Source organism: Sorangiineae bacterium MSr11954 (assembly GCA_037157815.1).
In the GTDB taxonomy this organism is placed as follows: domain Bacteria; phylum Myxococcota_A; class Polyangia; order Polyangiales; family Polyangiaceae; genus Pendulispora; species Pendulispora albinea.
Genome location: CP089984.1, coordinates 1400621 through 1415084, shown reverse-complemented (window position 1 = coordinate 1415084; position 14464 = coordinate 1400621). Strand labels below are relative to the sequence as shown.

The window sequence follows — 14464 nt, the reverse complement described above, 5'->3', positions numbered from 1 at the left end:
CGAATCCAACGTGCGCGTGCGGGATCGAGGTTCTTCATTCGCTGGCCACGACCGTCCCCGGGCCGGATGCCCCGGCATCGGCGCCGCCGTTATTGGGCGTGGAAGAGGGTGCCCGCTCCTGCAACGCGGGGAGCACGATCATGCGATCCGCGGTGGGGGGCTCCATGCCGAGCAAGGTCCGAGCCACGATGTCCACGCGCTCCGGCGTTTTGTAGCTGGCCGCCTCCACCTCGAGCACGCGTTTGACCTCGCGCAGGCGCGCCTGCTCGGCCCGCGCGCGACCCAGCTCGTAGCCCAGGGCCACGGTGCGGCCGCGCAGCGCGAGATGCAGGATGAACGCCAGCACGGTCGCCACGATGGCGAGGGTCCACACGGTGACGAAAGCCGCCACCCGCTGCTTTGGCGAGGCGCCGCGCGCATCGCGCCCGGTGAGCGCTGCAACGATCGTGGCGAAGGTCACCGCGCCACCTCCTCGGAGGTCGGCCCCCCCTCGCCCGCCGGGCGGCTCCTGCTCACGGGTCCACCCGCAGCCGGGGAAATGCGGCGCGCGGCGCGAAGCTTGGCGCTTCGCGCGCGCGGGTTGGCGGCGCGCTCTTCCTCGCTGGCCATGAGCGGCTTCTTCCAGATGGGCTCCCAAGCATCCCGTACCGAGAACGCCTTCTTCACCAGGCGATCTTCCAACGAATGGAAGCTGATGACCGCCGCCACCCCGCCCGGAACGAGAAGCTCGCTCAGCGAGGCCAAGAGCTCGGACAGCTCGTCGAGCTCGCGGTTGACGGCGATGCGCAGCGCTTGAAACGTTCGCGTCGCCGGGTCGACCCCGCCCACGCGCACCGGGCCCACCGCCCGAACGATCGCGCGGCGCAGATCGAGGGTGGTCGCCAGATCCCCTTCGTCGAGCGCGCGCTTGATGCTGCGGGCGATGCGACGCGAGCGCCGTTCGTCGCCGTAGCGGTAGATCACGTCGGCCAGCTCGTCGTCTTTGAGGCGCGCGATGAGATCGAGCGCCGTCTCCTCGTCCTCGGGATCCATCCGCATGTCGAGCGGGCCTTCGCTGCGGAAGCTCATCCCTCGCAGGGGATCGTCCAGCTGGGGCGAGCTCACCCCCAGATCGGCGCACACCCCATCGACCCGGGCGAGCCCCATGGCCTCGAGCTCCTCGCGCACCCGGCCGAAATTGGAGCGCACGATCTCGATGCGGTCCTCGAAACGCTCCAAGCGGGTCTCCGTGGCGCGAATGGCTTCGGGGTCGCGATCGAAGCCGATCACCCGGGCGCCGGGCGCGCCCTCGAGGATGGCCTCCGCATGGCCGCCGCCGCCAAGGGTGACGTCCACGTAAATGCCACCGTTGCGGGGGGCGAGGACCTGCGCCACTTCGTCACGCATGACGGTGGCATGGACGAAGTGTTCCACGACGTTGACCTCTCCTTCGTCCTCCGCCCAAACCCACTCGACGTTCTGCTCGACCAGCCCCGGGAGTGAGAGTTGCGGATCGATCGTTTCGGCGCCAGCGCCGATTCCAGCTCGGCCGGGACCGCTCATAGCCCGAGCTCCGCGAGCCGCGCGCTGATATCGCGCCGCTCGTCTTCGGTGGTTTCGAACGCCTGCTTCCACGCGGCCTTGTCCCAAAGTTCCGCGTACTTGCCCGCACCGGCCCAGAGCACGTCCTTCTGGAGCGAGGCGTGCTCGCGCAAGGTGGGCGGCACCAAAATGCGGCCCGAATCGTCGACCTCGCACTCGACCGCGCCCGACACATAAATGCGCTTCAATTTTTGAACCGCGCGGTCGAACTGCGGCAGCTTCGAAATCTTCTCCTCGAAGGCCGTCCACTCCGGCATCGCATAGGCGACCAAGCAGGGATCGAGCGCGCTGGTCAGCACGATGCGTCGCTCTCCGAGCGCAGCGAGGTGATCGCGGTACCGAGCCGGAAGGCTCGTTCGACCCTTCGCGTCGATGCTGTGCTCATAACGACCGCGAAACATCCGGCGCGCCTCAAAACGATCACCCTTGGACGAGGAGAGGGAAGGCTTGGCACTTCTTGCCACTTCTTCCCACGTGCAAACGCCACCGTATGGAGACGACGCCGGACTGTCAATAAATCACCGCATGTTGAGCTCCAGTTTCACACGGGCTTAACGGGTCCTCCGTACGGTCGATGGACAGATGAACAGTCCACAGGTTGTGGATAACTTGTGACTTCATCTGGAGAACTTGTGACTTCGCCGAGACTGTAACGATGCACGCTCGCGGCAGCGCACGAACGCAACCATGCGCGATGGTCGCGACGGCACGCGCTCACGTCGCGACATGGACACAAACGGCGCACGCGGCACACCAACGCGCGCCGCGCGCATGAACGCCAATTCGTCCGCACACAGCCCGTGTCACGCGGGCGCGACATCACCGCGCATCGCGCATGTCCCAAACGAAACGAGCCGCCACCCGAAGGCGCACCTCGTGCCGTCGCCGAGCAGCTCGCCTTCCACACGACGAAGCATCGCGACCAAGGCGCACCGTGCCTTCCTCGAACCCCGTTCGAAATTTACGAACAATCGAGGAATCGCGCCGAAAGCGCACCTCGTGCCAGGCGCCGAAGCAGCTCGCCTTCCACACGACGAAGCATCGCGACCAAGGCGCACCGTGCCTTCCTCGAACCCGTTCGAAATTTACGAACAATCGAGGAATCGCGCCGAAAGCGCACCTCGTGCCATCGCCGAAGCAGCTCGCCTTCCACGCGACGAAGCATCGCGACAAACGCGCACCGTGCCTTCCTCGAACCCGTTCGAAATTTACGAACAATCGAGGAATCGCGCCGAAAGCGCACCTCGTGCCAGGCGCCGAAGCAGCTCGCCTTCCACGCGACGAAGGCGCACCGTGCCTTGCGCGAACCCGTTCGAAATTCACGAACAAACGAGGAATCGCGCCGAAGGCGCCTCACCCCATCACGAAGTGGCAAATGTCACAAACGAAACGAGGCGCCGCGTGGACGCGACGCCTCGTTCATTCGATGGCTCGATGGACCGTGGAATCGGAATTACACGAGCAAATGCTTCGCAATCACCATGCGTTGCACTTCGCTCGTGCCCTCGCCGATTTCGCAGATTTTGGCGTCGCGGAGATGGCGCTCGACGTCGAATTCACGCGTATAGCCGTATCCGCCGTGAATCTGGAGGGAGCGATTGCAGGCGCGGGTCGCCGCCTCGCTTGCAAACAATTTGGCCATGGAGGCCTCTTTGCTGTAGGGGCGCTTTTGATCGGCGAGCCATGCGGCGCGATAGGTCAGGAGCGAGGCGGCATCGAGCTCGGTCTTGCTATCGGCGAGCATCCATTTGATTGCCTGAAAATCGGAGATGGGATTGCCGAATTGTTTCCGATCCTTGGCATACGCAATCGCCATGTCGAGCGCCCCATAACCAAGGCCGAGCGCCATGGCGGCAATCGAAACACGGCCGCGGTCGAGAATTTGCATCGTGTCCGAAAATCCGCAGTCGACCTCACCGACCCGCTGCGAATCCGGGACACGCACCTCCTCGAATGTGAGCTCGACCGTATCGCTCGAACGGCAGCCGAGCTTTTCGAGGTGCTTGGACGCCGAGAACCCCTTGGTGCCTCGATCCACGATGAAGGCGGTGATGCCCTTTTGCTTGGCGGCGTCGGGGTTGGTGCGGGCGAGCACGACGCAGAAGCCACCCACGCTGCCCTGGGTGATGAACATCTTCGTGCCGTTGATGACCCAGTCGTTGCCATCGCGGCGCGCGGTGGTTCGGAGGGAGGCCGAATCGCTTCCGCTCCCCGGCTCGGTGAGCGCCCACGCGGCGAGCCACTCGCCCCGCGCCGCCTTCGGCAGATAGCGCTGCTTTTGCTCCTCGGAGCCGAAGTTGAGAATGTGCCCGGTGCCCAGGCCGTTGTGTGAGGCCACCGTGAGGGCCAGCGACCCATCGATGCGTGCAGTCTCCTCCACGCAGATGGCGTAGCTCACGGTGTCCATGCCCGAGCCGCCGTACTCCTCTGGGATGCGGATGCCGAGCAGACCCATCTCGGCAAGTTTCGGAATGATTTCGTGGGGAAACCTTTCCTCTCGGTCCCACTCGCGCGCGCGCGGACGAACCTCCGCCTGCACGAAGTCACGGACCGACTGACGAAGCAAAGCGTGGTGCTCGGAGAAAGAGAAATCCATGATGGCGGCCCTCCCATACCACTGCATCTTCCCCCCGGCTAGATGACGGTTGGGATCTTCGACCCCAAACCGTAAGCCGGACTCCGTCGGGCTTTCGCGAGGACCGCTCTTGTGGGCTTCGGCCCTCATGTCGAGCGCGAACGATCTGCGCGCGAACGCGGGTCACGGTGCTGCGATGCAAGCCTTGATGCTCGTCACGTCCTTGCAATGGTAGCCCCCGTTGCAACGGTCGCCGCTGCCGCAGGAGCGCGAGCAGTAGCCGCCGTCGTCCTCGCGCACGCAGAGGCCCGTCGCGCAGTCGGCCGCGGAGTGGCAAGGTTGCCCGACATCGGTCGGCGGTCTTGTTTTCTTCGGATTTTTCGGCTTCGGTAAGCCCCCGTCCGCCGTTTCGCGCTCCTCGCTGCGCAGCTGTTTGGCGCGCGCGATCGCGCGGTCGATGAGCGCGCGATGAACATCGACCCGCGCATAGATGTTGTGGGCGTCGGGACCGGTGCACATGGTGCCGCTTTGCGTCACGATCCCCAGGACCTCGCCGGTGCCCTCGTCGAGGGCGGGACCTCCGCCCACCTGGCAAGCAGCCTCCGACACATGAAATTGCGTCGGAGAAACATCGACCACCGGCACATGCTCGCGGACGAGTTTGCCGGGTGCTTCGTCGGGGTACCCTTCGAGCGCGCGCTGGCCAAAGGAGACCGTGCGGATCCGCTCGCCTTTTTCCACGGCCTCGGTCCGCACGGGCAGCGGTGTGCGATCGGCCAGATCGCGGTCGAGCACCACCAGGGCAAGCTCCGCGTCGCACGAGGGGGCGCCGCTGGCCACGATCACCTCGCGTCCACGCGCAAGGACGTGGTGCGCGGCGGGATCGTCGCCCCCGTACGCGGTGAGGGTGGACGGCGCGCGGACCTCCGTGCATGCGACGGCGTCGACCATCACGCAGCGGCGGGCGGTGAGAAGGAGGTTCGAGGCGATGGCGGCGGCCGTGCAGAGGGTTTGGCCGGCCGCATCGAGGGCCAAGGCGGCGGGATCGCGATCGCGATCCGGGGCGCCGGCCGCAGGGGAGAAGGCGTCCAGCGCGTGATCGAGGGTGCGGGTGCCCGCGTCGGCGGCTCGGATGGCGGAGGCGCGCACGTCGTTGCTGCCGCACGCCGTGGCGAGCGTCGCCAGTAGAAGGTACCGGACGAGAAGAGGAAGGGCGGTGGGGCGAAGGAGCATGGTGCGCGGGAGTTAGCGATGGCCGTGCCACGGCCAAGACCCCTCCATTTCCCGAGAGGCGAGCGCGTCTTTCGCGTCCTTTCCCCGTCCCAGCCTGTCCTCGGGCTGTCCGGGACACCCCCGATCGATGCTACGCTCCGCGCCGTGCGGCTGCACCCCACCCGAGCAACCTTCCATGTGGCGCTGGCCGGCGCCGCCGTCGCGTCGATGGGGGTGGCCTTGCGCTTGGGGGCGGTGGTGGCCTTTGGCGGGGCGATGATCCTGGCGGTGGCGGTCGGGCGCGCGTTTGCGCTGTCGGCGGTCACCCGGCTTCGGGCCGCCGGGTTCGAGATGGTGTGGAGCACGTCGAAGCGCGTGCTCCGGGTGGCGCGCGGGGAGACGGTCACCTTCGGCGCCGAGCTGCGCAACCGCAGCGGCGACGAGATGCGCGGGATCTCGCTGCGCGCCATTGCATCGAGCATGCTGGAGGCCAAGGTCGAGCCGGAGACGGTGGACTTGCTCCCCAACTCGCGCCTGGAGGTCCAAGTCTCGGTGCTCGCCAAGCGGGTCGGGCGCTGGGGCGTGCATGGGATGGCGCTCGAGGTGCGGGGCATCCCCGCGGGCGGCGAAGCGCTGTACGAGGTGCCGCTGATGTTCGCCAACCCCTTTGGCGTCGAGGTCTTCCCGCGCGCCTTGCACGCGCTGGTCACCTCCCCGCGCGGCGGACGTTCGCGGCGGGCGGCCGAAGCTGGCCGGGCCGCGCCCGCGCTGGGCGAAGGCGACGAGATCCGCGAGCTGCGCGAGCACGTGCCGGGCGATCCGTTCAAGCGCATCGCCTGGAAGGCCAGCGCCCGGCGGGGCCGGCTCATCGTGCGCGACATGGAGCGCGAGGAGCGCGACGTGGTGTGGCTCATGCTGGACGCCTCCGTGGAGCTCTGGGCCGGCCCCGAAGGCCGCGCCCCGCTGGACGACATGGTCGACGAGGTCTCCGCGCTGGCCGCACGGCACCTCGCGCGCGGCGATCGGGTGGGCCTGGCGGTGCTGGCCTCGCGCCCGCGAACCTGGCTCACGCCCGCCGCCGGGGCCTCGCACGCGGTGAAGATCGCCGCGGCGCTGGCGAGCGCCGCGAGCATGATCGACGTCGATCGGTGCGAGCTCGACGAGTGGGAGATCGCGCAGCGGGTGTCGGAGCACGCGCGGCCGCTCGATCCGCGGGGGCTGCACGACATCCCCAAGTCGAACCTGGATCTCTTGGCCACGCGCGCCCAGGCGCTGCGGGCGCGCGCGCCGTTCGCGCCGCGCGTTCCCTTTGCCACCACGTCGCGCGAGCAGCAGCTGCGGCACTACGTCGCGGCGTTTGGCATCGAGGTGCCCCCGCGGGTCGAAGGGGAGCGCGACAAGACGCATGCGACCATGGCGGGCGCGCTGGACATGATCTTCAACGACAAGAAGGCGCGGGCGAGCGTGCTGTACATCTTTTCGCCCGCCCCCGCGCCGACCAGCGACATCCTCGGCGTCATCCGGCGTCTGCGGGCGCGGCACGTGGACGTGCGCTGGTCGCTTCCCCCCTTCGAGCGCGCCGTAACGCCGCCCGAGGCGGGCGTGACGCCGACCCGCGTTCGCGAGGTGGTGGACGAGGCCGTGTGGCTTCGGGCGGTCGCCGCCCGGACCCGCGCGGAGAAGATCCTGCGGCGCTTGGGGGTGCGCCCGAGGGTCACGGAACGGCGGATCGCAGGATGAAAGACTCTCGCACCTTGCTGCGCGAAGCGGGGCTCGCGCCCAAGAAGAGCTTCGGGCAAAACTTTCTGGTCGACGCCCACGCCGTGCAGGCCATCGCGCGCGCCGCCGTGCCCGATGCCGAGGTGGGGCGCGCGGTGGTGGTGGAGCTGGGGGCCGGGCTGGGCGCGCTCACGGGCGAGCTGATCGCGCGTTCGCGGCATGTGGTCGCCGTCGAGCGCGATCGCGATCTGGTGCCGGTGCTGGCGAACCTTCTGGCCGGCGCCGTCGAGCAAGGCGCGCTCGCCATCCGCGAGGCGGACGCCAAGACCGTCGATCTGGAGAGCGTCTTCCAAACGGCGCGCGAGGGCGAGGCGCGCGTCCTCTGCGGAAACCTTCCGTACCAGATCACGGGGGCGCTGCTCGAGCGGGCGGTGCAGAGCGCGGCCTTCCTCGATCGGGCCGTCTTCATGGTGCAGCGCGAGGTGGCCGATCGCCTCTTGGCGTTGCCGTCCACCAAGGAGTACGGGGCGCTCACCGTCTTCACGCGCGCCGCCTTCGACGTGCACCGGGTGCTTCACGTGGGCCGCGGTTGCTTCCACCCGGCGCCGGAGGTCACGAGCACGGTGGTGGAGCTCGTGCCCTGCCGCCCTCCCCATGCCGCGGAGACCGACACCTTTCGTGCGCTGGTCAAGGGCGCCTTCTCTGCGCGCCGAAAGACCTTGCGCAACGCGTGGAGCTCCCTCGGGAGCGAGCGCATCGCGCGCGCGGCGGAGTCGGCCGGCATCGATCTGGGCGCGCGCGGCGAGACGCTCGACGTCGCGGCGTTCGCGCGCATGACCTCGGCGTTCGACGCGACCGACGCGGCGTAGCGTTCTCGCTGCGAACGGCTGGAGATCGCAGGGGCTCGGCTACTTGGCGCCGAGCGATGCGAGGGCCGCGTGCACGACGGTGCGATCGGAGGACGTCTGCGGCGAGAGATCCAAGAAGCGCCGGTAGTGCTCGATGGCCTCGGCCGAGCGTCCGGCCTTTTGCAAGGCTTGCGCGCACGTCAGCTCGGCGTGCATGCTCCAGGCCGGGAGCGGATCGACCTTCTTCGCCTCGGTGACCGCGAAGACCATGTGCTTCGCTGCCTCGCCCGCGCTGCCGCGCGCGAGCAAGAGGCGCCCGTACCGGTATTTCCAATACGGCCGCTGCGGATTCAAGCTGAGCGCCTTCTGCCACGACGCTTGCGCGGAGGGCGCGTCGTTCTTCTGCTCGAAGGCCTCCGCCAGCGCGGCATGGACGGCGGCGTAGGTCGGGTAAAGCTCGAGGGCGCGCTTCAAGTCGCGGATGGACTCGGTGAGCAGCCCCAGCTTTCGTTCGAGCACGCCGCGCTGCCAATAGCCGTCGGCCAGGTATGCATCGAGGGCCAGCGCTTTCTCGATGTGCTCTTTCGCCACGTCGGGCTGCGCGGAGGTTCCCTCGTTGGCGACCCAGGCGACGCCGGCGTGGTACGCGGCGCGGTGCGGGTCGAGCTCCACGGCCTTCTTGAAGAGGCGCGGGGCTTCGATCTCGGCGGGGCCTCCTTGAAGCAGGAAGAGGGCGCGCGCCAAGTCGTAGTTGGCGCCCGCGCTGGCGTTTGGTTTGGCGAGGGCGCCGCGCAAGAGGGTCACGGCCTCGGCCGGGCGTCCGATGGTCGCGTAGGCCGCGCCGATGCGGCGCTGCACATCGGGATCGTCCGGCGTTCTGCCCAAAATATCGCGAAGGAGCGCGGCGCCGCGATCGGGATCGCCCGACTGGGCGGCCAAGAAGGCGCGCTCGAGGGCGAGGCCGGGGTAGTCCTTGTCGGCTTCGGCCACCTTGTCGAGCTCCGCGGACGCTTGATCTGCGGTTCCCATGCGCCGCAAGGTCGAGGCCTTGCGAAAGCGCGTGAGCACATCGGCGGGCTCTTGCCCGAGGGCGGCTTGGTAGTGCGCGAGGGCGGCCTCGTAGAGCCCTTCGAGCGCGGCGAGATCGCCGAAGGCGCGCGCGAGCGAGGTGGCGCCGGGGAACTTTCCGCGCGCCTCCTCCAGCTTTTGATCCGCATCTTTGGCGCGTCCGCGGCGGGCGAGGAGCATCGCCCAATCGGCGTACGAAGCGATGGCGTCGCGGTCGTTCGAGCGCGCGCGGGCGATGGCCTCGGCGTACTTGCGCTCGGCGAGATCGGGGTTGCCCAGCGCTTCTTCGGTCCGGGCGAGCCAGTGGGTGATGCGCGCGTCCCTCGGGTGATCCTTCTCCAAGGTGGCGAGCTGCGTTTTGGCGTCGGCCGGGCGCTCGAGAAAGAGCTTGGCCTTGGCGCTCCCGAGGCTCGAGGTGGCCGCGGGCTCGATCTCCATGGCCGCATCGAAGCGCGCGAGCGCCTCCGTGTAGCGACCTTCGCGGAGCAGGAGCTCCCCCTGCCCCACCAAGGTGGACGGCTCCCGGGGCTCGCGCTTTCGCGCCTCCTCGAAGGCGGTGCGCGCCTCCGATGTGCGATGGCGCTCGAGCTCGATCCGGCCGCGCAGGGCCCAGGCGCTGGCCAGCTCGCGCGGCGAGGCCACCTCCTTGGAGGGCCCCTCCAAAATGGCGGCGAGGTCCTCGCTCACCGCCGCTTCGTTGCGCGTGCGCTCCCATAGCAGGTTTGCGCGAAGGACGCGGGCGCCCGCGTGCCGGGGCGACGCCGACAACGTGGCCTCCACTTCTTTGGCCGACGCCTCGAGGTCGTCCGCCTGCCGATGGGCCCGCGCCAATCCAAAGTGCGCGCGCGCGCTCGGGCGCTTGCCCAGCGCACCTCGAAATGCGTCGGCGGCCGCTTGCGGGTGCTTCGTTCCCAGCTCGATCTCGCCGCGCAGGACGAGCGCGTCCTCGTCGCTCGCGCGCGCCGGATCGGCGGCGAGGGCGCGCTGCGCGTCCTCCACGTCGCGCGGGCCGCCGCCCGTGAACCGTAGGCGGGCCGCCGACTCCGTAATCGCGCGGTAGGTCGCGAACCCGGGCGCGCGCGGTGTCTCGGCTTGCGCGCGGGCGAGCGCCTCGATGGCCTTCGTCGTGTCGGGAAACACGTCGGCGGCCATCTTGCTTCGAGCCTTCTCCGCGGCCTCGGCCGCGAGCCGCGCGTACTCGTCCGCGTGCAATCGATCGCCGATGGGCACGCGCCCGAAGGCTCCATAAGGCGTCGCCTCGAGCGCGCCGCCCGCCAGCACCACGGCGGCTGCGAGCCATAGGGCCTTCGAGCGCTTCTTGGGTACGATCTTCTCCGCGGTCGCGCCATCGCTGCGTGCGACCGCCGGTACGTTCACGGGGGTAGGGGCATCGGTGCGCTCGGGCTCCGGTTGCGCGGGCACCTTCGGCGACAGCGCAGGGCTCGACTGGGCCACGGCGATCGCTTTCGCGCGGGCGACGACGGGGTTGGCCTCCAGCTCTTTGCGAATTTCGCTCCGCAACGCTTCGTGCGACGGCGCCATCGCCTGCTGCAACTCGGGCGTGCGGGCCGCTACGGCCTCGTCGGGTCGCGGTTCATTCTCGATGCGCGGCGGCTTTGCGGCCGGCGGCTTCGTCGTACGGCTTGCGCGGCTTGCGACCTCCGCATCGTCCACGACGCCTGCGCTCTCCGCGTCGTCTGCGGTATCCGCGTCGTCGGCGGCGCTCACCAACTCCGTTTCGTTTGCGGCGTCTACGCGCTCCGCATCGTCCGCCGTGCGCGAAGTCCTCGCATCATCGGCCGTGCGCGCCGTCCTCGCATCATCGGCCGTGCGCGCGATCCCCGCATCGTCCGCCGTGCGCGAAGTCCTCGCATCGTCCGTCGTGCGTGCGATCCCCGCATCGTCCGCTGTGCGCGCGACCGCATCGTCGGCGACGCTTTCGCTCCACGCATCATCCGCAGCGCTTGCGACCTCTGCATCGTCCGCGGCGCTTGCGCTTCGCGCATCCTCCGCCGCGGTCCACGCATCGTCCCCAACGTTCGCAATTTCTGTATCAGCCTTGGCGCTTACGCCTCGCACATCCGCCGCCGCACTCCATGCATCGCCTGGTGCGCTTGCGACCGCAGCATCGTCGGCGACGCTTTCGCTCCGCGCATCCTCCGCAGCGCTTGCGACCTCTGCATCGTCCGCGGCGCTTGCGCTTCGCGCATCCTCCGCCGCAGTCCACGCATCGTCCGCAGCGTTCGCAATTTCTGCATCCGCGGTGGCGCCTGCGATCTCCGCTTGGCCCGCGATCTCCGCATCGTCCGCGGTCATCAACTCGGCTTCGTCCACCTCTTCCGAAGCGGCCACCAAGTCACCCTCCGAGACTTCGGTCGGCTGTACCTCATCAGGCTTCTGCGCCGGAGCAAAAGGACGCAGTTTTTCCGGAGTAACGTGCACCGCATCGGGCACCCGCATCTCCGCAGACGTCACCACCTCGCCCGCCGAAGAAACGTGCACCTCATTACCCGCAGGCCCGACCGGCACCGCAGAAGCCGGCATGGCGGGCGACACCCGCTCCTGCTCTTCTTTCTTCTGCGTCTCGGTCAGGATCTGCGGAATCGCCGGTTCGACGTCCCAATCCAGCTCGTGAAGGATCTCCTCCTCGGAGGGCCCCGGCGGCGGCACCACCGGCTGATCCCTCTCGAACCACTCGCGATCGAGCGGCCCAACTTCCGCCACACTCTCGGCCTGCGCACGCATCGCATGCAGCTCTGGCGCAACCGCCACCGGCGGCAACTCCGACCCCCTCCCCGCCGGCGGCAACTCCGACCCCCGACCCACCGCCGGCAACTCCGACCCCCTCCCCACCGGCGGCAACTCCGACCCCCTCCCCACCGGCGGCAACTCCGACCCCCTCCCCGCCGCCGGCAACTCCGACCCCCGACCAACGGCCGCATCCCTCTTCGCCTCCAACAGCGGCGTGCTGCGATCGAGGAGCGGCGTGTTGCGTGGCGGCGAGGATGTCAGGGTCACGCGACCGTGCTCGTCGACGGTGCCAAACGCGATGAGCGTATTTTTTCCTGCGCGACGCAATCGCGCGGCGGCGGCTTTATCGCCCGATACGGTAAATGTATGGTTGCACTTCGTGCATCGCATCGGCAGGCCCGTTTCGGGGACCCGCCGCTCGTCGACTTGGTACGACGTGTTGCACTTCTCGCACTCGACTCTGAGCATTCCGGCTCCCACCGGTGGACGATCCGTACGGTGCTCTATATCGCGACGCGGTTCTTTCCTCCACGCTTCGCGCGATACATCGCTTGGTCGGCAGCTCGAAAGAGCGACTCGGCGTCGCCTGCGTCTTCCGGAAGCGATGCCACACCCAAGCTGATGCCCGGATGCACCACCACACCGTTGCGCTGGAACACGTGAGCCCGAATCGCCACCCGGATGTCATCGGCGATGCGCAGCGCTTCGTCTTTGGAGACGCCGGGCAGCGCGGCCGCGAACTCGTCCCCGCCGAAGCGCGTGGCAAAGCCGCGGTTTCCGATCACACGACCGATGACGTGACCGGACTCACCAATCACGTACGCGCCCATGTCGTGGCCGTGCGTGTCGTTGATGCCTTTGACGCCATCGAGATCCATCACGATGCAGCTCACCATCGCCACGCTCCCGATGTCGACCGCCGACACCGTGGTGGCCAGCTGCGCGTCGAAGCGGCGCTTGACCCACAGCCCGCTCAGCTCGTCCTCGCTCAAGAGACGCTCGACCTCGGCGTTGAAGCCTTCGCGGATCGCGTCCTGCTCTTGAAACTCCAGGATCGTCTTGCCCACGAAGATGCGATCGCCCGGCTTGAGCGACGAGTCGCTCACCCGCACGCTGTTGAGCAAGGTGCCGTTGGTGCTCGACAGATCCACCACCGCCCACTCGCCCGCCCCGCGATCCTCGATGCGCACGTGGCGCCAGGAGACGCTCTCGTCGCGCAGCGGTAAGCTCGCCTGCGGATCGCGCCCGACCTCGACCGAGCGATCCAGTCGAAGGCGCATCCCCACGTCGGGCCCGGCAACGACCATCAAGGTGGGGCGCGCGTGCTTTCGCAGCTCGGCTTGAAGCGCCTCGCGAAACGAGTTGCTGTCCTCCAGAGGCTTGGTCCGAAGGTGAGCTTTCCGGACCCTCGACCCGCCCTTTGAGTCGTCTTCGGGCATGCGCTCACCAGGCTATCACAGGAGCCCTCGTCTTCTTACAATTCCTCGAATCGGCCCTAGGACATGCCCGGAGCCAATTTTTCGATGCCATCATCGTCCGCGTCGCCAACGAGTGCAGGCGCAATCCGTATTTCGCATTCGCTTCCCGAGCTTTCCGACCTCCCTGAGCTTCCCGAACGCTCCGACCTCGACATTCCCGAGCGACGCCCGAGCACCGATTCTGCCGCTGCTGCCGCTCCTACGATTCCTGCCGATGCCACCCACGCGGTGACAGGCACATCCGCCGAGCCCGCAGGCTCCCCCCGCACCCGAAGCTTGGCGGCGTACGGATGGATGGCGCTCAGCGCATCCCTTTTCGCAGGCATGTACTTTTTCGCGCACCTGGCCAGCCACCGTGTGCCGTGGACCATGGTGGCCACGGCGCGCGCCGGCGTTGGGGCGATGGTCGCCATCGGCGTTGGAAAAATGCGCGGGGTGCCCGTGCTGCCCGAGGGCAAAGGCAGCCGGCAAATGTGGCTGCGCAGCCTCTTTGGCACCGCCTCGCTCCTCTGCACCTTCTATGCGACCGGCTCACCGGATCTCGCGCTCGGCGACGCCATCACCCTGGCGAACCTCGGCCCCGTCATCATCGCCGTCTTGGCTCCCCTCATGCTCGGCGAGCGCTCGGGACGGCGGGTGGCGGTGGCCATCCCCCTCTCCTTGGCCGGGGTCGTCTGCATCGTCCGCCCGGCCATCTTCTTTGGCCACGAGGTCGCCAACGGCAGGATGCTCTTGCCCGCGGTGGCCGCCATCGGGGGCTCCTTCTTCGCCAGCCTCGCGATGATCATGCTGCGCCAGGTCAGCGATCGCGTGGGCCCCGAGGCCATCGCCGCGCACTTCTCGCTCACCGCTGCCGCGGTCATGTTCGTGCTGTCCATCCCCAAGCTCACCGTCCCCGCCGCCCACGATCTCGCCATCATGCTGGCGGCCGGGCTGTGCGCCGGCTTCGCGCAGCTCGCGATGACCCGTGCGTACGCACTGGAGTTCGCGGCGCGGGTGAGCCCGTTCGGCTACCTGCAGGTCGTCATCGGATCGCTCTTGGGTGCAGTGGCCCTCGCCCAATGGCCGGACGCCCTCACCTTCGTCGGCATGCTCCTGGTCATCGCAGGAGGCGTTTTCGTGAGCATCGTAAGCCTTCGCGAGCAGCGCCTGCGGGCCTGAGAAATTTCCCGCCCCGACGAAGCCAAACGAAAAAAAACGAAGAAAAAGTCTGGAAAGGGGTAAAAAGGCCC

General features: G+C 68.3%; 10 protein-coding genes. 3 read left to right on the top strand and 7 right to left on the bottom strand.

What is annotated here, in order from left to right; all coding sequences use genetic code 11:
• Positions 1-34: 34 nt before the first annotated feature.
• The 5 genes from LZC94_05765 to LZC94_05745 all read right to left on the bottom strand — a co-directional run bounded on the left by LZC94_05765 (position 35) and on the right by LZC94_05745 (position 5389).
• Positions 35-460, bottom strand: coding sequence for a hypothetical protein (locus LZC94_05765; protein WXB16781.1), 426 nt, complete (start codon positions 458-460; stop codon positions 35-37).
• A complete protein-coding gene (rsmH, locus tag LZC94_05760; protein ID WXB20350.1) occupies positions 457-1386 on the bottom strand; it encodes a 16S rRNA (cytosine(1402)-N(4))-methyltransferase RsmH in 930 nt (309 codons plus the stop codon). Before rsmH ends, LZC94_05765 begins: the two co-directional genes overlap by 4 nt.
• Positions 1387-1538: 152 nt before the next feature.
• Complete coding sequence (mraZ, locus tag LZC94_05755) at positions 1539-1982, bottom strand: division/cell wall cluster transcriptional repressor MraZ (GenBank protein WXB16780.1); 444 nt, start codon at positions 1980-1982, stop codon at positions 1539-1541.
• Between the two features lie 1052 nt (positions 1983-3034).
• On the bottom strand, positions 3035-4177 hold the full coding sequence (locus LZC94_05750) for an acyl-CoA dehydrogenase (protein WXB16779.1): 1143 nt from the start codon (positions 4175-4177) through the stop codon (positions 3035-3037).
• Positions 4178-4339: 162 nt separating this feature from the next.
• A complete protein-coding gene (locus LZC94_05745) occupies positions 4340-5389 on the bottom strand; it encodes a trypsin-like serine protease (protein ID WXB16778.1) in 1050 nt (349 codons plus the stop codon).
• A 144-nt stretch (positions 5390-5533) separates the two neighbouring features.
• Here LZC94_05745 and LZC94_05740 point away from each other — a divergent pair, with 144 nt between their 5' ends.
• The gene (locus LZC94_05740) at positions 5534-7108 is read left to right on the top strand and encodes a DUF58 domain-containing protein (protein WXB16777.1); all 1575 of its coding nucleotides are present in this window, start codon (positions 5534-5536) and stop codon (positions 7106-7108) included.
• Positions 7105-7956, top strand: a complete 852-nt coding sequence (gene rsmA / locus LZC94_05735) for a 16S rRNA (adenine(1518)-N(6)/adenine(1519)-N(6))-dimethyltransferase RsmA (GenBank protein ID WXB16776.1) — start codon at positions 7105-7107, stop codon at positions 7954-7956. The genes LZC94_05740 and rsmA overlap by 4 nt, the downstream gene beginning before the upstream one ends.
• Before the next feature lie 39 nt (positions 7957-7995).
• On the opposite strand, the gene LZC94_05730 is transcribed toward rsmA, so the two are convergent.
• Entirely contained in the window at positions 7996-12222 is a 4227-nt protein-coding gene (locus tag LZC94_05730; protein ID WXB16775.1) for a zinc-ribbon domain-containing protein, read from the bottom strand.
• A gap of 35 nt (positions 12223-12257) precedes the next feature.
• Entirely contained in the window at positions 12258-13193 is a 936-nt protein-coding gene (locus LZC94_05725; protein WXB16774.1) for a diguanylate cyclase, read from the bottom strand.
• A gap of 267 nt (positions 13194-13460) precedes the next feature.
• Between LZC94_05725 and LZC94_05720 the strand changes: the two genes are divergently transcribed.
• Positions 13461-14393, top strand: coding sequence for a DMT family transporter (locus LZC94_05720; GenBank protein ID WXB16773.1), 933 nt, complete (start codon positions 13461-13463; stop codon positions 14391-14393).
• The last annotated feature ends 71 nt before the right edge of the window (positions 14394-14464 follow it).